The organism is Candidatus Nanopelagicales bacterium (assembly GCA_030700225.1).
GTDB lineage: Bacteria > Actinomycetota > Actinomycetes > S36-B12.
In genome coordinates, this window is the sequence record JAUYJT010000005.1 from 21,191 (window position 1) to 40,253 (window position 19,063).

At 65.0% G+C, this 19,063-nt stretch carries 19 protein-coding genes; 3 read left to right on the forward strand and 16 right to left on the reverse strand.

What is annotated here, in order from left to right; genetic code table 11:
* Position 1: 1 nt before the first annotated feature.
* Complete coding sequence (gene pdxT, locus Q8P38_00805) at positions 2-613, reverse strand: pyridoxal 5'-phosphate synthase glutaminase subunit PdxT (protein MDP4013153.1); 612 nt, start codon at positions 611-613, stop codon at positions 2-4.
* Complete coding sequence (gene pdxS, locus Q8P38_00810) at positions 610-1,458, reverse strand: pyridoxal 5'-phosphate synthase lyase subunit PdxS (GenBank protein MDP4013154.1); 849 nt, start codon at positions 1,456-1,458, stop codon at positions 610-612. The genes pdxT and pdxS overlap by 4 nt, the downstream gene beginning before the upstream one ends.
* Before the next feature lie 736 nt (positions 1,459-2,194).
* Here pdxS and Q8P38_00815 point away from each other — a divergent pair.
* Entirely contained in the window at positions 2,195-4,864 is a 2,670-nt protein-coding gene (locus tag Q8P38_00815; protein ID MDP4013155.1) for a fibronectin type III domain-containing protein, read from the forward strand.
* A gap of 390 nt (positions 4,865-5,254) precedes the next feature.
* On the opposite strand, the gene Q8P38_00820 is transcribed toward Q8P38_00815, so the two are convergent.
* Genes Q8P38_00820 through Q8P38_00845 form a run of 6 tightly spaced genes read right to left on the reverse strand, consistent with a single transcriptional unit; the run spans position 5,255 to position 9,149 of the window.
* Positions 5,255-5,605 (reverse strand): type II toxin-antitoxin system VapC family toxin, encoded by a 351-nt coding sequence (locus Q8P38_00820; GenBank protein MDP4013156.1) that lies wholly within the window; start codon positions 5,603-5,605, stop codon positions 5,255-5,257.
* The gene (locus tag Q8P38_00825; GenBank protein MDP4013157.1) at positions 5,598-5,819 is read right to left on the reverse strand and encodes a CopG family transcriptional regulator; all 222 of its coding nucleotides are present in this window, start codon (positions 5,817-5,819) and stop codon (positions 5,598-5,600) included. The genes Q8P38_00820 and Q8P38_00825 overlap by 8 nt, the downstream gene beginning before the upstream one ends.
* A gap of 40 nt (positions 5,820-5,859) precedes the next feature.
* Positions 5,860-6,408: an NUDIX hydrolase gene (locus tag Q8P38_00830; protein ID MDP4013158.1), complete on the reverse strand. Its 549-nt coding sequence runs from the start codon at positions 6,406-6,408 to the stop codon at positions 5,860-5,862.
* Positions 6,405-7,607 carry a glycosyltransferase family 4 protein gene (locus Q8P38_00835; protein MDP4013159.1) on the reverse strand — a complete coding sequence of 401 codons (1,203 nt, stop codon included), beginning with the start codon at positions 7,605-7,607 and terminating at the stop codon, positions 6,405-6,407. The genes Q8P38_00830 and Q8P38_00835 overlap by 4 nt, the downstream gene beginning before the upstream one ends.
* Complete coding sequence (locus Q8P38_00840; protein ID MDP4013160.1) at positions 7,600-8,523, reverse strand: phosphatidylinositol mannoside acyltransferase; 924 nt, start codon at positions 8,521-8,523, stop codon at positions 7,600-7,602. Before Q8P38_00840 ends, Q8P38_00835 begins: the two co-directional genes overlap by 8 nt.
* Positions 8,523-9,149, reverse strand: coding sequence for a CDP-alcohol phosphatidyltransferase family protein (locus Q8P38_00845; GenBank protein ID MDP4013161.1), 627 nt, complete (start codon positions 9,147-9,149; stop codon positions 8,523-8,525). The genes Q8P38_00840 and Q8P38_00845 overlap by 1 nt, the downstream gene beginning before the upstream one ends.
* Positions 9,150-9,276: 127 nt before the next feature.
* Between Q8P38_00845 and Q8P38_00850 the strand changes: the two genes are divergently transcribed.
* Positions 9,277-11,373, forward strand: a complete 2,097-nt coding sequence (locus Q8P38_00850) for an elongation factor G-like protein EF-G2 (GenBank protein ID MDP4013162.1) — start codon at positions 9,277-9,279, stop codon at positions 11,371-11,373.
* On the opposite strand, the gene Q8P38_00855 is transcribed toward Q8P38_00850, so the two are convergent.
* Together Q8P38_00855 and recO are read right to left on the reverse strand one after the other, a co-directional pair.
* Positions 11,364-12,152 (reverse strand): isoprenyl transferase, encoded by a 789-nt coding sequence (locus Q8P38_00855; GenBank protein ID MDP4013163.1) that lies wholly within the window; start codon positions 12,150-12,152, stop codon positions 11,364-11,366. The two genes, Q8P38_00850 and Q8P38_00855, sit on opposite strands and share 10 nt — an antisense overlap.
* Positions 12,149-12,880 (reverse strand): DNA repair protein RecO, encoded by a 732-nt coding sequence (recO, locus tag Q8P38_00860; GenBank protein ID MDP4013164.1) that lies wholly within the window; start codon positions 12,878-12,880, stop codon positions 12,149-12,151. The genes Q8P38_00855 and recO overlap by 4 nt, the downstream gene beginning before the upstream one ends.
* A gap of 76 nt (positions 12,881-12,956) precedes the next feature.
* Between recO and Q8P38_00865 the strand changes: the two genes are divergently transcribed.
* Positions 12,957-14,309, forward strand: a complete 1,353-nt coding sequence (locus Q8P38_00865; protein ID MDP4013165.1) for an AI-2E family transporter — start codon at positions 12,957-12,959, stop codon at positions 14,307-14,309.
* Between the two features lie 320 nt (positions 14,310-14,629).
* On the opposite strand, the gene era is transcribed toward Q8P38_00865, so the two are convergent.
* From era to Q8P38_00895, 6 genes are all read right to left on the reverse strand, one after another.
* Positions 14,630-15,553, reverse strand: a complete 924-nt coding sequence (era, locus tag Q8P38_00870) for a GTPase Era (GenBank protein MDP4013166.1) — start codon at positions 15,551-15,553, stop codon at positions 14,630-14,632.
* Positions 15,546-16,838 (reverse strand): hemolysin family protein, encoded by a 1,293-nt coding sequence (locus Q8P38_00875; protein ID MDP4013167.1) that lies wholly within the window; start codon positions 16,836-16,838, stop codon positions 15,546-15,548. Before Q8P38_00875 ends, era begins: the two co-directional genes overlap by 8 nt.
* Positions 16,838-17,314: an rRNA maturation RNase YbeY gene (gene ybeY, locus Q8P38_00880; GenBank protein ID MDP4013168.1), complete on the reverse strand. Its 477-nt coding sequence runs from the start codon at positions 17,312-17,314 to the stop codon at positions 16,838-16,840. Before ybeY ends, Q8P38_00875 begins: the two co-directional genes overlap by 1 nt.
* Positions 17,311-18,309: a PhoH family protein gene (locus tag Q8P38_00885; protein ID MDP4013169.1), complete on the reverse strand. Its 999-nt coding sequence runs from the start codon at positions 18,307-18,309 to the stop codon at positions 17,311-17,313. The genes ybeY and Q8P38_00885 overlap by 4 nt, the downstream gene beginning before the upstream one ends.
* Positions 18,306-18,650, reverse strand: a complete 345-nt coding sequence (locus tag Q8P38_00890; protein ID MDP4013170.1) for a histidine triad nucleotide-binding protein — start codon at positions 18,648-18,650, stop codon at positions 18,306-18,308. The genes Q8P38_00885 and Q8P38_00890 overlap by 4 nt, the downstream gene beginning before the upstream one ends.
* A gap of 61 nt (positions 18,651-18,711) precedes the next feature.
* Positions 18,712-19,063: DnaJ C-terminal domain-containing protein (locus Q8P38_00895; protein MDP4013171.1), on the reverse strand; the 352-nt coding region annotated here is incomplete at its 5' end.

Genomic DNA, 19,063 nt, shown 5'->3' on the forward strand with positions numbered 1-19,063 from the left:
CCTACTCGATCATCGACAAGAACATGCTGTGGAACCTGGAGTCCGCGGATAGCTCTGGGTGGAATGCCGCGGCCAGGATTCGGTCCTGCCTTACCGCGACGATCCTACCTTCGCCCGGGCCCGAGCCCGGACCACCGCTAGGGACCAGCCTGGCGAGAACTGTGACCCGCGGTCCGGCGGATTCCACCCATGGAGCTCGAATGAACACCCCAGGGAAGTCGGGGCCGCTCATGCCAGCGATCTTGACCCCCGTCTCGAACGACTCCACCTGCCTGCCGAACGCGTTGCGGCGGACGAGGATGTCGAGCCCGCCGATGGTTTCCTGATCGGGACGGCCGTCAAGGATCGACTTGGCGAGCATGATCATGCCCGCACAGGTCCCCAGAACGGCGAGACCGTCGCGAACAGCTTCTCGCAACGGCTCAAGAAGGCCGAAGTCGATCGCCAATCGCGAGATCGTCGTGGACTCCCCGCCTGGAATGACGAGGCCCTGCACCCCCGCCAGCTGGTCAGCCCTACGGATCGGACGCACGGTGACTCCGAGCTCGCGCAGCAAGCGCGCATGCTCCCGTACATCCCCCTGGAGCGCCAGAACCCCGATCGTCGCTGTCACCAGCCGCGCACGGCTAACCGCTCCTCGGCCTGCAGGCTTTGGACGTTGATCCCGACCATCGCCTCCCCGAGACCCCGGGAAACCTCCGCGAGTACATCGGGGTCGTCGTAGTGGGTCGTCGCCCGCACGATCGCAAGCGCCCTCTTGGCCGGATCGCCTGACTTGAAGATCCCCGAGCCGACGAAGACCCCGTCCGCGCCGAGCTGCATCATCATCGCAGCGTCCGCCGGTGTAGCGATCCCACCGGCCGTGAACAGTACGACAGGAAGCTGCCCTTCCCGAGCGACTTCGGCGACGATCTCGTACGGTGCCCCCAGTTCCTTCGCCGCCAGGTAGAGCTCGTCGGCGGGTAGCGATGCCAGACGCGCGATCTCAGCTCGGATCTGCCTCATGTGCCCGGTGGCGTTGGACACGTCGCCGGTTCCCGCCTCGCCCTTGGAGCGGATCATCGCCGCTCCCTCGCACAGGCGTCGCAGAGCCTCCCCCAGATTCGTGGCGCCGCACACGAACGGCACGGTGAACTTCCACTTGTCGATGTGATGGGCGTAGTCGGCGGGCGTGAGAACTTCGGACTCGTCTATGTAGTCCACGCCGAGGGACTGCAGGATCTGTGCTTCTACGAAATGCCCGATCCTGGCCTTGGCCATGACGGGTATTGAGACGGCCTCGATGATGCCCTGGATCATGTCCGGGTCGCTCATCCGCGCCACGCCGCCCTGCACCCGGATGTCTGCGGGAACCCGCTCCAGCGCCATGACGGCAACAGCTCCGGCGTCCTCGGCGATCTTGGCATGCTCAGGTGTGACAACGTCCATGATGACGCCGCCCTTGAGCATCTCGGCCATGCCGCGCTTGACCAGGGGCGAGCCCGTTACAGCGGCGTCGGCGACGGCGGCCGCGCTGGGATCTGTTGACAAGGTCTACCTCCATGCTGCGCGTTGCCGATGCTATCCGCTCCGGGCGACACGGTGCCCGGCAGGAGCCGATGCTCGAATGTGCGTCAAGCAGCGAAACCTCCCCGCCGCAGAAACGGCCGCTAACGAAAGAAGCACCTGCTCGGTAAGGAAACACTCGTTCTAACGGGCGCGTCTGTACCCAAACATCCGCGTTTGTCGGGAACGGCCGCTCTTGCGCATGGCGAGGGGACCGCAACTACTTCGAGCGGGCCGCAGCCGCTCGGCGGGTTTGGCCAATGAACGGGTAACGAGCCGGACATCTGTGCGAAAATCGCAGTAGACACTGTGAAAGCGGACGAGCATGGCACGGCTTAGAGCAGGACGGATCGGTCTGGTCCTCACGGCTTCGACCGCCATGGTTCTTGCCTTCATGCCCGGAGCGCCAGACACGGCATCTGCCGGTCCGTCCGGAACACCTGATGTCTCCGTCCGCAGAGGACCTGAGGTATCCGAAGCGGTCGCACATGACACGTCGGCGCCGCTGAGGTCAATCCCACCTTCGCCGCGTTCCAAGAGCCGCGGCCTACGCGAGATCCCGAACCACCCGACTCCGCCTCAGAGGCGGGCGGACGACTCGAGCCTGCCCGGGGCGGCCAGCCGCGACGAAACCGTTCCCTCCGCGCCGATGCCATCAACGGACCAGAACTTCGACGGCATCAGCAATGTCAACAGCGTCCTGCCGCCGGACACCAACGGAGATGTGGGCCCTGATCACTACGTGCAGATCGTCAACCTGTCCTTCGCCGTCTACAGCAAGACCGGGACGCTGCTCGGGGGGCCGTGGAGCAACAACGCGCTGTGGACAGGGTTCAGCGTCAGCGACTGCGCGGACTACAACAATGGAGACCCGATCGTCAACTACGACCAAGCTGCGGACCGCTGGGTGATATCGCAGTTCGCGGTCGACGGCTCAACGATGTACGAGTGCCTGGCAGTGTCCACTGGCAGCGACCCGCTTGGAACGTACGAGCTCTACGCGTTCGACTACGGCACCGACTTTCCCGACTACCCCAAGGTCGGCGTGTGGCCAGATGGCTACTACGTGACCTACAACATGTTCGATGCCGCTGGCACAACCTTCCTTGGGGTTAAGACGTGCGCGCTGGAGCGGGCGAAGATGCTGGCCGGGCTGGCCGCCACCCAGCAGTGCTTCGACTCCCCAACGGAGTGGTCCCTGCTGCCTTCTGACCTGGACGGGTCAACGCCACCGCCGGACGGTTCGCCGAACTTCGTGTTGGGCGAACACTGGTCCGACAACGACAAGCTGACCATGTACAAGTTCTCCGTCGACTGGGACACACCCGGCAACACCACGTTCGAAGGGCCGACCGAGATCGTCGTGGATCCGTTCACGTGGGCCTGTGTCAGCGTCACCAGGGGCAGGTGCATCCCCCAACCTGGCACGAGCGTGAAGCTGGAGTCCCTCGGCGGCAAAACGATGTACCGGTTGGCCTACCGGAACTTCGGCACGCACGAGTCCCTGGTCGTCAACCACACGGTGCCCATGGACGGCGACCCCGGCTTGACCACGCAGACCGGCGTCGGCTGGTACGAGATCCGCGACCCCGATGCCGTGACGCCCACGGTGTACCAGGACGGCGTCTTCAGCCCGGATTCCACCAACTACAGGTGGATGGGGTCCATCGCGATGGACGGCGACGGCAACATCGCCCTTGGCTACAGCAAATCCAACGGCACTACGACATATCCGTCGATCTACTACGCTGGCAGGCTCGATGGCGATCCTTTGGACACGCTGCCCCAAACAGAAGTCGCGATCATCGACGGCACCGGGTCGCAGACGCATAGCGCCGCACGCTGGGGCGACTACTCCGCTATGCAGGTCGATCCGGAGGACGACTGCACGTTCTGGTACACCAATGAGTACCTTGCCACGACCGGGTCAGCACCTTGGCGCACCAGGATCGGCAGCTTCAAGTTCCCCAGCTGCGATCCCCTAGATCCGGCGCTGACGCCGACGTTCGACGCCCCGACCTCCACGGCGGACGGGTTCACCGCGCAGGTGTCGAACTACGACGCTGACTACACCTGGGGCGCCAGCGCAACCAGTGGTGCCGCCGCCATCAACGGCACTGGCCTGGTCACCGTCACCGGACTGGCTCCCGGGGCCAGCTCCACAGCCACCATCACAACCAACCGCACCGGCTACACCGAAGGCACCGCCGACGTGACCGGCACCGCCTCAACCGGCGCAGCCCTGACGCCGACGTTCGACGCCCCGACCTCCACGGCGAACGGGTTCACCGCGCAGGTGTCGAACTACGACGCTGACTACACCTGGGGCGCCAGCGCCACCAGTGGTGCCGCCGCCATCAACGGCACGGGCCTGGTCACAGTCACCGGACTAGCTCCCGGGGCCAGCTCCACGGCCACGATTACAACCAACCGCACCGGCTACGCCGAAGGCACCGCTGACGTCGAGGGGACAGCCCTTGCCGCGGGGCTGACGCCGACGTTCGACGCCCCGACCTCCACTGCGGACGGGTTCACCGTTCAAGTGTCGAACTACGACGCTGACTACACCTGGGGCGCCAGCGCCACCAGTGGTGCCGCCGCCATCAACGGCACCGGCCTGGTCACAGTCACCGGACTAGCTCCCGGGGCCAGCTCCACAGCCACCATCACAACCAACCGCACCGGATACGCCGAAGGCACCGCCGACGTGACCGGCACCGCCACTCCCGGGCCTCCGGGTGCGCCGACGGGGGTCCGTGGTGTACCGGGAGACAAGAAGGCCACCGTGTCGTGGAGCGCGCCAGCATCCACCGGAGGTTCCGCGATCACCGGGTACCGCGTTCAGCGCAGGACCGGATCCGGTGCCTGGTCAACCGTGGTCGGCGACACAGGAACAACGGCGAGGTCGCGGGTGGTCACGGGACTGACCAATGGGACGTCGTACAGCTTCCGAGTCGCGGCCATCAACGCGGTTGGCGTGGGAAGCTACTCGTCAGCGTCGTCGTCGGTAACCCCGCGTGGAAAGCCCGGGAAGCCTGGAAAACCTAAGGTCACGCCCAAGCGCCACGGCAAGGCGCACATCCACTGGGTGAGGTCAGCCGCGAACGGCGCCACCGTGACGTACCAGATCTGGAAAGCCACGAAGAAGGGCAACTGGGGCCGGAAGATAGCCACAACATCCGGCCACAAGTGGACAGGCCGTGTCCCGGGGGCGAAGAAACGAGCCAAGCTCGGTAAGCCGCTGTTCTTCCTGATCCGCCCCCACAATTCAGCCGGATACGGCACGGAAAGCAAACAGACCAAGGCCTGGATGAAGTAGCCGCCGTCCAATCCGCATCAGCAGCCGCTCCTCGCGGCCCCGCGCGGCGCCGATGGGTCCAGCGCGGCCCCCACCTGGGTCAGGGGTTGCCCGCTACGCGACGCAGAAGGCGGCCAAGGCTACGGCACGACTGTAGTTCGGCGACCCGATCCCGGCGGCGGCCACTCGGAACCCTCAGGAGTCGGAACTTCGGACCGCTGCCGCTACGTCCGTGCGTGGGAAGTCACCGCCTTTGAAGAGCAGCTGGTCGCGCCGCTCCATGGCCAGGGAGTACGAGAAGACATCGCTTGCGTCTGCGATACCGGCGCCGACCAACGTGAACCGCGGAGCGATGGCGACACGGTCGCCAGTTCTCCCAAGACGACGGCGCAGGTCGGCGGTTCGGGTCAGTCACGAACCGAGTGACCGAATTCGCAATCCGGGGATCGCCGTGAAGTGCTTCTGGTTTCGGGTCACCAGAGCGAGTCGATTCGCCAGTGCCGTTGCCGCGATCAAGGCGTCCGGCATGGCAACTCCTGTATCTCGCCTGATCCGGCCCGCTCTCTCCGCTACGGCTCTGTCCACCACGATCTCCCGAAATGGGGACAGTAGGCGGGTCAGGGCGGACTCCGCCGATGACCCGGCGAATAGTTCGGCGCGCGTGACGACCGAGTAGCTGAGCCGGTTTGCTCCGGGATCCAGTGGAATCGCGCCCCGGAGGTGGTCGATGAAGATATCGGTGTCCACGAGCAAATTAGCCACGATCCCACTCACCGCGCGGAGGTACGTCGATTGCGGGGTCCGCGCCGAACGTTTCCTTGAGCGCGTCATCGGGATTCGGGAACTCGGCCTCAAGGTAGCGGTCGACCGCATCGCGTATGACTTCCGCCATAGGCACCCCCGCGTCCCGGCATATCTTGTCGATCCGCCGCCGCTGCTCGTCGGACAAGTAGATCTGAGTTCGCGTCGCAGTCATACAGCGCAGTATACAGCGCTGTATTGCCCCTGGGGGAAGGTCACCTAACCCCGAAACCGGTGGGCGGCAGGTCATCCATCTCGAACGAGTTTGGCCAGGGAGTGTGGCCCGCGAGCCGGAACCACCGCACGAACCGTTGTACACGCACGGCCCGGCAGGCGCGAACCGCGTCGTTCAGGAACCTCCTGGACATCTCCACTCGACGCGTCGCGCTCTGAAGTTCCTCCATCATCTCCTTGCCGTCGGGGAGCGCCGATATCTCGGCAACCTGCTCAGGGTCCTCGAACACAGCGACCAATACCTGCGTCAGGTCACTCTCAGCCAGTCCCCTGGAAACTGGGTCGGCCTCCTCCGCCCGACTGGCACCGTAGGCCGCGTCTCCCAGTACCAGTGCTGACGCGGGATCCGGGAGCATCATCCCCGCCAGCTCAGTAACGACAGAGCTTCGCCTGGCGAGCGCGGCGTCGAGAGACTCGCGGGCCAGGTCCACGCGCTTGTGGAGCCTGTCCAGCCGACCTGCCGTTGACGACAAGTACAGCCCAAGGGCCGCGAGAACCACGACAGGGATGACAAGAAGCCAGGCGCTCATTCCCGGCCGCCCGCGGGCCGCCAGGCCGCTCGGTGAGCGAACCGGCCGACGAACTGGCCGCGTAAGTCCTCGCTGACGTGTTCACCTGGCACGCGCACACTTCGGTAAACGTCCACGATTTCCCGCGACACCCTTTCCCAGTCGTAGAGCTTGGCGCGGGCACGGCCGGCGACCTCCAGCTCCGCGCGGCGCGCATCGTCGCCGAGCAGGCCTACCGCGGCCCGGGCCAGATCCGCGGAATCCCCGTTGGCGAACTGCACGCCATCTCGTCCTTCGTCCAGCACCCTGCGGAACGCCTCAAGGTCGCTGGCGACGACCGGGGTTCCGCTGGCCATCGCCTCCAGTAGCACGATCCCGAATGACTCCCCCCCCGTGTTTGGCGCGACGTAGGCGTCGACCGAATGCATGGCCCTGACCTTGTCGCTCTCAGACACCAGACCAAGAAACGTCAGGCGCCGCCGCACATCCTCGGGCAGGTGCCTTACGATGTCGGACTCATCCCCAGGACCGGCCAGAAGCAGCCGGATGTCCGGAAACCGTTCGGCTATCGCCGGCAACGCCTTCAGCAGGATCGACAGACCTTTGCGAGGCTCATCCAGTCGGCCCAGGAACAGCAGTGCCCTGCCTGGGCCCGGCCAGCCTTCGAACGGCTCAGCGTCCTCGAACGCGCCGCAGTCGACGCCGTTGGGGATCAGCACCGCGTCACCACCTAGGTGGTCGACCAAAGTACGGCGGGCCAGCTCCGAAACAGCGATTCGGCCACGCACCTTCTCCATGATCGTCTGCGCGAGGTAGAAGCTGGCGGACAGAGCCCGAGACCGCTCCATCGACGAATGCCACGTGGCGACGATCGGCCCCTGCGCGGCCCAAATGGCGATGTTGGAGATTCCCGGGCACATTGGCTCATGGACGTGCATCACATGGAATTCCCCGTCGCGTACCCATTGCCTCACCCGCCGCGTGGACCTGACGCCCAGGTTCACTCGCGCCACTGAACCGTTGTAGTGGACCGCCATGGGCCTGCCCGTCGACGTCACATAGTCAGGCAAGCCGTCGTCCTCGTCAGCCGGCGCGAGCACACTGACGTGATGGCCTAGCCGTTCCAACGCCTGGGTCAGATCCCGTATGTGGAACTGAACACCGCCGGGCACGTCCCATGCGTAAGGGCTGACGATGCCAACGCGAAGCGACTTAGGCATTGGGGGCCTCGCCAACACGTCCGTGCATCGGGTCGCGACGTGGGTCAAGATCGGCCACCCACAGAGGCTGGAGCATGTGCCAGTCGGTCGGATGTTCCGCGATCGCCCCGGCGAACACGTCAGCTACACCTTGAATGGCCGCAGCCACCGCCGGGGCCTCCTCGCCGTCCGCGTCGATCGCCACAGGAGGAAACACTTTCGCGCAGTTCACGCCGTCCGCCACCCACAACATGGTCGGCACGAGGTCATGACCACTGCGCCTGGCCAGCAGCGCCGCACCCGCGGGCATCCTTGTCGGTTCACCGAAGAACGTCACCGGGACCCCGTGCCGCGAAAGATCACGGTCGCCAACGAGCGCGACCGTGTTGCCAGAGCGGACGCGCTCCTCAAGGGTCGAGAACACGTACGGATCGTTCTGAGCCAGAATCTCCATGCCAAGCGCCTTGCGGTACTCCAGGAACTTCTGGAACAGCTTCTCCGGCCGAAGGCGTTCCGCGACAGTTGCGAAGGCGCCGAACCGAGCCGCGAAATAGGCACCCGCCGCGTCGTAGTTGCCAGCGTGCGGGGTTACCACGACCGGGGCCCGCCCACCTTGGTAGGACTTCTCCAGGATCTCGACGTCCTCAACGTGCAGGCCGAGGATCCGCTCCTGCGGCCAATCGGGTATCCGGAAGGCCTCGCACCAGTACCGCGCGTACTTACGGAACCCGGCGTTGGACAACTCCCTGATTTCGCCGGGGGTCGCCGAGGGAACAACCCTGCGCAGGTTCTTCTCGTACTGGATCACCCCCTTGCCGCGCTTGCGCCAAGACCGCTCCCCTCCGCGGTCGAAGATCTTGTAGGCCCTGTCTTCCTTCATGTGCCGAACCGCGGACCAGCCCACGGAGAATCCGATGTACGACACCCAGTCGGGCATCACGTCGCTGGCTCCTCACCCTTGGGAACGCGAAGCTGAGAACCCACCTTCGAGAAGCGCTGGGCGACGGTGATGATCGTCAGCACGGCCAGGATCGTTAACGCCGCAGGCAACGCCCACGACACGCCAAGCCCCTGCAGGAACGCCGCCACCATGACGACAATCAGCCGCTCCGCGCGCTCTGCGATTCCAACGTTCGCTGTGGCACCAACGCTCTCCGCGCGGGCCTTGGAGTACGAGATAGTGAAGCCGCCGACCAGACACACCCACCCAGCGGCAGTCGCGAGGGCCTCTCCACGAGTAGCGAAGTAGATCAGGATCGCTCCGAACACAGCACCGTCTGCCACACGGTCAAGCGTTGAGTCCAGGAAGTTGCCCCACGGGCCGCTGCGACCGGACAACCGGGCCATCGTTCCGTCCAGCAGGTCACTGAACACGAACAGCAGGATCACCAGCACGCCGGCCACGAACTGGCCCCGGGGAAAGAACCACAACGCCGCCGCTACTGTCCCAGCCGCGCCGACGTATGTCACAGCATCGGGAGTGATGCCAACCGCCAGAAGCCGCTTCGCTACTGGATCGATCACGTGGGCGACGGCCTTGCGCACGTCGGCGTTGTTTAGCATCAGTCGGCCTTTCCTCGGCCTTGCGTGAATGTCGTTCAAGACAAACCATCCCACGCCCTTGGCCTTGCTTCGCGGCATAGCGGCAGGCAGCGTCGGGCGTGTCGGACGGTCGGCATACATTTTCCCTATGACCAAACCAGCCATCAGAAACGTCGTACTGGTAGGCCCGAGCGGATCCGGCAAGACAACGCTTGCCGAAGCGATGCTTGTGGCCGCCGGGATGATTCCGAACGCCGGGTCCGTTGAGGCCGGAACGACAGTGTCGGACCAGGACCCAAGCGAGCGCGATCAGCATCGCTCGGTGTACCTGTCGGCGATGTCGCTGACGTTCATGGGCACTCGGATCAACATCCTGGACACCCCCGGGTACGCCGACTTCATCGGAGAGCTGCGCGCTGGTCTGCGAGGTGGGGACGCGGCGCTGTTCGTCGTGTCAGCCGCCGATGGCGTGGACGCCGCGACCGCGTTGCTCTGGCAGGAGTGCGCTTCTGTCGGAATGCCGCGAGCGGTCGTCGTTAGCCAGCTAGATCGGGAGAACACCGACTTCGACGAAACGGTTGCCGTTTGTCAGCGCATGTTCGGGGCGGAAGCGCTCCCGATGTACCTACCGCTGATGGACGACAACGAGCGCGTCTCGGGCCTCATAGGGCTACTTAGTACGCGAATCAGCGAATACCGCGAGAGTCAACGCGCGGTGCGCGACCCCGATTCCGAGCATCTCTCGCTGATCGGCCCCGCCCGCGATCGGCTTATCGAGGGGATCATCACCGAATCCGAGGACGAGACGCTGATGGACACCTTCCTTGAAGGCGGCGAGCTGGACACGGACATGCTCATCGCCGATCTGGAGCAGGCGGTGGCGCGAGGACACTTCCATCCCGTGCTTCCGATCATCGCTGCCGCGAACCCGGTGGGTATCAGCGAAATCCTGGAGCTGATCACGGGTGGGTTCCCGACGCCCGCGGAGCACGCCGCCCCGGCGGTCTCGCGTCCCGACGGCAGCCCCGTAGCCCCGCTGGAATGCGACCCGGATGGACCCCTGTGCGCGCAGGTCATCAAGACAACGAGCGACCCCTACGTGGGCCGACTGTCGCTGGTTCGGATTCTTAGCGGCACCTTGCGGCCCGACGTCACGCTTCACGTGTCCGGACATTCCCAGGCTGGCCGGGGTCAGGAAGACCACGACGTGGACGAGCGAGCCGGGGCACTTGGACGACCCATCGGCGCCAAGATCGAACCGCTGTCGTCGGGGGCGGCCGGTGACATCGTCACGATCGCGCGGCTCGCGCATGCCGAGACAGGCGACACGTTGTCGGACAAGGCGGACCCGCTGCTAGTCGAGCCCTGGCTTATTCCTGAGCCTCAACTTCCGATCGCCCTGCACGCCGCGACTCGCAATGACGAAGACAAGTTGTCCACGGCGCTGTCCAGGGTGGTGGCTGAGGACCCGACACTGCGGCTCGACAGGAACATCGACACGCACCAGGTGGTCCTGTGGTGTATCGGGCAGTCGCACGCTGACGTTGTGCTCGACCGCATGAAGGCCAGGCATGGCGTCAGCGTCGAGCCCAAGCCATTGAGGATCGCTCTGCGCCAGACGTTCTCGCGAGCCGGGAAAGGGCGCGGGCGACTGGTCAAGCAGTCGGGGGGGCACGGCCAGTTCGCTGTCTGCGATGTGAATGTTGAGCCTCTTCCGCCGGGAACCGGATTCGAGTTCGTGGACAAGGTTGTCGGAGGGGCTGTCCCGCGCCAGTTCATCCCATCGGTGGAGAAGGGCGTGCGAAACCAGATGGCTGAGGGCCTGGGCGACGGGGTGCCTGTTGTGGACCTTCGCGTAACGCTATTTGACGGCAAGGCGCACTCGGTCGACTCCTCCGATATGGCGTTCGTGATGGCTGGGGGGCTAGCACTGCGGGATGCGGCCGAGAACGCTGGGTTGGTCCGGCTGGAACCGATCGACTCGGTGAGCATCACCGTGGCTGACGAGTACGTGGGTGCGGTCATGAGTGACCTATCAGCCAGACGCGGCCGACTCACGGGAACCGAATCCGCTGAAGGCGGTCGCACCTTGGTTCAGGCCGATGTGCCGGCTGCCGAGCTGACGCGATACCCGATCGATCTGCGTTCCATAGCTCACGGGACGGGAACCTTCACAAGACGGCTAACCGGGCACGAGCCCGCACCGGCCCGCATCGCTGAGAAGCTGCTGCAGGATCAGGACTGATCGGTCGGCGCTACCTCGTTGGGCATGGCACCCCCGTATCGCCGGTCCCGCCGAACGTACTCGCCGATGGCCCACCACAGGTGTCGGCGGTCCACGTCAGGCCACAAGTGCTCCAGGAACACCATCTCGGCGTACGCGCTCTGCCACAGCAGGAAGTTGCTGATCCGCTGCTCCCCCGACGTCCGCATGAACAGGTCGACATCGGGCATGTCGGGTTCGTCAAGGTAGCGGGCGAACTTCCGCTGCGTAACCGAATCCGGGTCGATGAGTCCACGCACAGCGTCCCGCGCCAGCGCCGCGGCGGCATCAGCGATCTCGGCCCGGCCTCCGTAGTTGACGCACATGGTGAGCGTCATGACCTGGTTGTGGCGCGTCAACTCCTCCGCGTACTCAAGTTCGGCGATGACCGACTTCCACAGCTTGGGACGCCGGCCAGCCCATCGGACTCGGATTCCCATCTCGTGAAGTTCCTCGCGGCGCCTGCGCACGACCTCCCGGTTGAATCCCATCAGGAAGCGCACTTCGTCCGGTGACCGCCGCCAGTTCTCTGTTGAGAACGCGAAGACGCTCAAGTAGTCCACACCGATCTCGATCGCGCCATGTACGACGTCCAGCAGTGCGAACTCTCCGGCCTCGTGACCCGCTGTGCGCGGCAATCCGCGTTCCTTGGCCCAGCGGCCGTTGCCGTCCATAACGATCGCGATGTGCCGGGGCAGCAGATGCTCTGGATACCGCGGCGGACGAACGCCAGAGGAATGCGGAACCGGGCCCTTCGTCATACCCGTTCCACCATGGGCCAGGATCGTAATCCGCGCTCCAGATGCCACTGAAGGAAGGCGCCGACCAAGCCGCTCGCCTCAGCCCGGGCGCGATTCTCGCTGCCAAGCGCTCGATCCCACTCCCCGGACATCAGCGCCCCCAGCAGTTCCAGCGTGTCCGGTCGCGGCCTGGCCGCACCCGCTGGACGGCAATCCTGGCAGACCATCCCGCCGGATCCTATGTGGAAGGCGGTGTGTGGACCTTCGCGCCCGCACCGCGCGCAGTCCGCGAACGATGGCGACCACCCGGCGACGGCCAAGGAGCGCAGCAGGAACGCGTCCAGTACCAGACCCGCCGGCAATGTTGCCGCTACCAGAGTCCTAAGAGCTCCAACGAGCAGCAAGTACTGCCGCGTGGCCGACTCCTTCTCCACGGGCGTGAGCCGCTCCACGGCCTCCAGCATCGCGGTCCCCGCCGTCCACCGCGGATAGTCCCCGCACAGACTCGCCCCATAGGCGGACAGCGACTCCACCTGAGTGACAGTGTCCAGCGACCTGCCCTCGTAGCACTGCACGTCCACGCGGCTGAACGGCTCGAGCCTGGCCCCGAACCTGCTCTTGACACGGCGCACACCCTTCGCCACTGCCCGGACCCGACCGTTGTCCCGAGAAAGCAGTGACACGATCCGGTCCGCTTCACCTAGGTCGTGAGTGCGAAGGACGATCGCCTCATCTCGGTACAAGGGCACGGTCCAGTGTCGCACTCACCCTGACCATGGGCGGGTAGATCCCAGCGAGCCGCGAGGCGTCGGTTACCGTCATGTGGTGGCGTCAGTCTTCCGCCGCGGCGACGCGGGTGCCGAGGATCCCGAACGGCGCGCCGTTTCCGGTCAGCCCAAACGTCGCCGACTGCGCAAGCCCACATTCCAATGGCCTCGACGCGTCGGCCAAGACCCCGCACGCGATCCCTCGCTGCCAAGCTCGACTGGATACATGCCTCCGTCAGCGCCAGAGCAAGCGCCGCGGGTTTCCGAATCGGTGCAGTTGCTGGCGTTCGACCCGCGCTGGCTGCGCCGCAGTGTGATCGCGATCCTGGTCATCCTCACGATCTATCAGCTGGCCGTCTGGCTCTTCCACGCGACCGGCCACTTCTTGTTCCTGATGCTTCTCGCCTGGCTGGCGGCGATCGCCATGGAGCCCCCTATTAGGTTCTTTGAGCGCCATGGCATGAGCCGCGGTCTCGGAACAGGCATAACGATGCTCGCCGGACTGCTGGGCACGATGGTGGCGCTTGTCATGCTCGGCGGTGTCTTCTCTTCCCAGCTCGCCGAACTCATTGATTCTGTGCCGACGCTCGTCACCGATGTTGTCGACCAGCTGAACGAGCGCTTCGGACTTCATCTGAACCCGAACGAAATCACCTCCCAACTGAACCTAGACGCGAGCACTGTGGCATCGTTCGCGACGGACTTCGCCGGGGGCATCTTCGGCGCGATCGGAGTGGCCTTCGCTGTCATTTTCGACACGCTGACGGTTCTGGTTTTCGCTTTCTACGTCGCCGCCGACGGCCCCCGGCTACGCCGCACTATCGCCAGCTGGTTGCCTCCCCGCCATCAGCGCGTCCTAGTCACTGTGTGGGACATCAGCCTGGCCAAGACAGGCGGGTTCGTGGTGTCGAAGCTCATCCTGGCCGGACTGTCTTCGGTCGCGCACGCCGGATTCTTCTGGGTTATTGACCTGCCGTTCTGGCTGCCGCTTGGGGTCTTCGCCGGCTTCACGGCGCAGTTGATACCCACGATCGGCACCTACATCGGCGTCGCCGTACCGGTGCTGATCGCCCTACTGGAAGATCCAATTGACGCTCTGTGGATCGTGGCTTTCGCCACGGTGTACCAGCAGATCGAGAACTACGTGTTCACCCCGAAGGTCAGCCGGGCGACCATGCATATCCACGCCGCCGTGGCGCTGGCGGCGGTATTCATAGGCGCCGCGCTCTGGGGGCCGATCGGAGCGCTCATCGGCATCCCGCTCGCGGCTGCGGTCATCGCTGTTCTTGATACCTATGGCAACCGCTATGAGCTGATCGCTGAGATGTCCGATGGGACTCCGGCGGCGGGACTTGACGCTGATGAACCCGACGCTGAGCCCAGGCAGGATGTGGCGCTGCCCGGCTTCTAGCTGAGCCCGGACCCGGGCGGAGTGTCCAGATGGTGCGAATCCTATGTTGATCAAGGAGTTCTGCCGCCACATAGGCGTAGAAGATCGCTAACGAGCATGATCATGAGGGGATTTGCATCACCGAGCCCCCGGTAGCGTCCGACAAGGCAAGACTTCGGCCGCGCCCTTGCGGTGTCCAACTTTGCGGCCGTTCCTGACAAACGCGCCCGTTGAGGTACAGAAGCGCCCGTTGCAACGAGTGTTTCTTCGCCGAACGGGCGCTTCTGTGCTTAGCGGCCGCTAATGCGGGTGTGGCGGCGCGCTCAGGGAGCCTGCCGGGCTCAGAATCCGAGCCGCTTCAACTGCTTCGGGTCGCGCTGCCAGTCCTTGGCGACCTTGACACGCAGATCCAGGAAGACCTTGCTGCCGAGCAGGGCCTCCGTTCTGCGGCGGGCATCCGTGCCGATCTGCTTGATGCCAGCGCCGCGCGGCCCTATGACGATTGGCTTCTGACTGTCACGTTCGACGTAGAGGACCGCAGTTATGTCAACCAGCGGGTCCGAATCGGGTCGGCCTGGCCGAGTCTCCATCTCATCGACAACGACGGCGATGGAATGCGGCATCTCGTCGTCCATACGCCGCAACGCGGCTTCCCTTATGAACTCAGCTACCAGCACACGGTCGGGCTCATCAGTAATCTCACCCTCCGGATACAGAGGAGGCCCAGGTGGCAAGCACCCCAGCAGAATCTCAGTGAACTCCGCGACGTTGAACCCCGTGACCGCGCTCACCGGCACGATCTCCGTCCACTCCAGCCCCACGTCCTGAGCCAGGGAAACGCACGCCACGAGCTGCTCGGCGACTCTCGCGGGAGCGACCTTGTCGGTCTTGGTCACCAAAGCGATCTTCACCGGCCCAGCCAGCCCTGAGATCTGCCTTCCGATGAACCGGTCCCCGGCTCCGATTACTTCGTCCGCTGGGAAGCACTGGGCGATCACGTCCACTTCGGCCCAGGTGCCGCGCACCAGGTCATTGAGCCGCCGTCCCAGCAGGGTCTTTGGCCGGTGAAACCCTGGGGTATCCACGATCACGACCTGCCGGTCCGGGCGCGACACGACGCCGCGGATCGTGTGACGCGTCGTCTGAGGGCGGTCCGATGTGGCAGCGACGTCCGTGCCCAGTATCGCGTTCAATAGCGTGGACTTGCCGACGTTCGGGCGCCCAACGATGCACGCGAAACCGCTGCGGAACGCCGGTTCACTCATGTTCGTGCTCGCCGCTGTCCAGTCGCTCGACGAGTATGGCGTCTACCAGGTTGCGCCTTCCGGCTGTAGATTCCGCGGTCAAGCGCCACCCATGCGTGTCCACTTTCGCCCCAGGAATCGGTACCAGGCCCAGCCTGCTCGCCATCAGACCGCCCACAGTCTCCACGCCCTCAGCATCGGGGTCGAGGTCCATACCTGTCAGTGCGGCCAGATGCTCCAGGGTTAGCCGCGCACGCACACGGAATCCTCCATCAGGCAACTCGACTACTTCTAGCTCCTCGGTGTCGTACTCATCGGCGATCTCGCCGACGATCTCCTCCAGAATGTCCTCGATCGTGACTAGCCCCGCCGTGCCTCCGAACTCGTCAACCACGATTGCCATGTGTTCGCGATCCGCCTGCATCTCGCGCAGCAGCTCGTCAGCCGGCTTGCTGTCTGGGACGAAGTGGGCTTTCCGCATCCTGGAGTCGATGCGCTCGCTGCGGTGCCCGTCTCTGTTCTCCAACATGCGCCCGACGAGGTCCTTCAGCAACACCACGCCCACGATTTCGTCGAGGCTCTCGCCCGCTACTGGGATCCGGGAGAACCCAGATCGAAGGCACAGTGACAAGCCTTGGGCAAGAGTTCTGGACCGTTCGATGAACACCATCTCGGTGCGGGGCACCATCACTTCCCGCGCGATCGTGCCGCCCAACTGGAACACCGACTGAATCATCTGACGCTCGTCGTCGGCGATCACGTCCGCGGCCCCGGCCGCGTCGACCATCTCCAGGAACTCGGCCTGCGATGCGAATGGGCCTTCACGGAAACCGCGCCCGGGGGTGATCGCATTGCCCAGCAGAATGAGCAGCGCGGTGATTGGCGACAGCAGCGCGACCAAGGCCCGCACTACAGGCGCCGCCCCGGCAGCCACACGCGCTGGATGCTGCCTGCCCACCGTGCGGGCAGAGACATCGAGCACAACGTAGGTGACAGCGGTCATGAACGCCGTGGCCACGATCAAGTTCCAAGCCGGGCTCCAGCTGGACCACTGCACGAGCCAGGCCGCGACGACGATCACCGCGGTCAGCATCGTGGCTGTGCGCGCCAGCAGCAAGGCGTTGACGCTACGGACGCGGTCGCGCACGAGATGGTCGACCCGGATAGCCGCCCGCTCGTGTGTCTTGCGCAACTCATCAACGCTGGCCTTGGACAGTCGCGAGATGGCGGTCTCGGCAGCGACTAGCAGCCATGACGCCACGACTAGGGCAACAGCCACGACAACGAGTACAAGTGGCTCGGGCATCACGACGTTCCCGCCGGGTCGCGCGCAGGATCGGTCACCGAGCGCTCGTAGGCGGCAACCAGCTCCGCCTGCCGTCCGAACATGGCTCGCCCCGCGGCTTGATCCGAATGGTCATGCCCCAGCAGGTGCAGCACGCCGTGAGTCAGAAGCACACGCATCTCCGCCTGGCAGTCTCCCGAGCGGGCCTGACGAGCGGCCACCGAAGGACACAGCACTACGTCTCCCAGCACTCCGGTCACTGCCGACTCGCCGACCGTTGGCTCGACGAGCTCATCCATCGGGAAGCTGAGAACATCCGTCGGACCGGGCTCGCCGAGCCACTCGCGATGCAACCGCTCCATCTCATCCTCGTCGACCAGCGCGATCGACAGCTCCGCGTCGGCGGACATGCCCAGCGCTGACATCAGGAACGTCGCGAGGCCGAGCAGATCCGCCTCGTCCACGGCGCCGGCGGCGTTGTTGCTCAGGTCGATCACCGGCGGGACCGATCCGTGCGGGCGGCAGGCTCGCGTCTGGCATCCCAGCGGCCGTAGGCGTCAACGATGCGCCCGACGAGCTCATGCCGGACAACGTCCCCGGAGTCCAGCCGGATGAAAGCCACTTCGCCCAGGCCCTTCAGAATCTCCTCGACAACGATCAGTCCTGACGGCATCCCGGTGGGCAGGTCGACCTGTGTCACGTCACCTGTGACGACCATCGTCGAGTTGAAGCCGAGCCGTGTCAGGAACATCTTCATCTGCTCCGCGGACGTATTTTGAGCCTCGTCGAGGATGATGAAAGCGTCGTTCAGCGACCTGCCACGCATGTAGGCCAGCGGGGCGACCTCGATGGTTCCGCTCGTGATGAGTCGCGGGATCGAGTCCGGGTCGATCATGTCGTGCAGGGCATCGTAGAGCGGCCGCAGGTAGGGATCGATCTTCTCGCTGAGGGTCCCAGGTAGGAATCCGAGGCGCTCCCCCGCTTCGACGGCCGGACGGGTCAAGATGATTCGGTTGACTTCCTTGCCTTGCAGAGCCTGAACGGCCTTGGCCACCGCCAGGTACGTCTTGCCGGTACCGGCCGGGCCAACAGCGAACGTGACAGTGTTCCGGTCTATCGCGTCGACGTAGTGTTTCTGGTTCTGCGTCTTCGGGCGAATCGTCTTGCCACGGTTGGACAATATGTTGGCCGTCAACACGGTGGATGGCAGCGCCCCGCCTCCCCGCAGCATCTCCAGGGAGCGCTCAACGGCCTCCGGAGTCAAGCCCTGACCTGTGCGCAGGACAGCGATCATCTCAGCGAACAGCAGCTCGACCAGGTGGACATCCTCGGCGTCGCCCGCCAGGCGGATCTCATTGCCCCTGGCTACGAAATCCACGCCTGGGAACGCCTGCTCCACAACCCGAAGCAGCGAGTCACGCACGCCCAGGACATTGACCATCGGCAGCGAGGATGGAACCACGACCGTGGATTCGGTGGACGTTTGACTCACCCTGGGGGCCACTTCATCTGGCGGCCCCCGAGCACATGAGCGTGAACGTGGTCGACGCTCTGACCTCCCGCTGACCCCGTATTGATCACGACACGGTATCCGCGTTCGTCCAGCCCTAAGTCGGCTGCGACCTTGGCTGCCAGACGCAGCAACTCCCCTGCCTGCGTCTCGTCCGCCGCGGTCAGGTCCGCGACGTTGGCATGGTGAGCGAGCGGTATCACCAGAACGTGCACTGGCGCCTTGGGGTCGATGTCGTGAAACGCGTAGAACTGATCATCCCGGTAGACGGGACTCGACGGGATCTCCCCGGCTCCAACGCGACAGAACAAACAGGCAGCCATTACCGAAACATACCGCCGATCGGCGTGGGATGGCTCCGCACGCAGCCGCCACGAGCGCACCTCACCGACCCGAGAAGGCGTCCTTGAGTCGGCCGAATATTCCCGCCTGGCGCTCAACCGGGACGGCGATTGGTTCGTCTTCCCCGCGGATCTTCGCAAGGTTCTCCAGCAAGCCGCGTTGCTCCACGTCCAGCCGGGTCGGCGTCACTACCTCGAGATGAACGACCAGATCGCCGCGACCCGACCGCCGAAGGTGCGGGACCCCCCGTCCTCTAATGGAACGTTCGTAGCCCGACTGGGTCCCGGTGGGGATCTGCAGCTCCTCGGTGCCGTCCAGAGTCGTCAGCGGGACCTGCGCCCCGAGCGCGGCGACAGTCATCGGAACAGACACCAGGCAGTGCAAGTCATCGGCC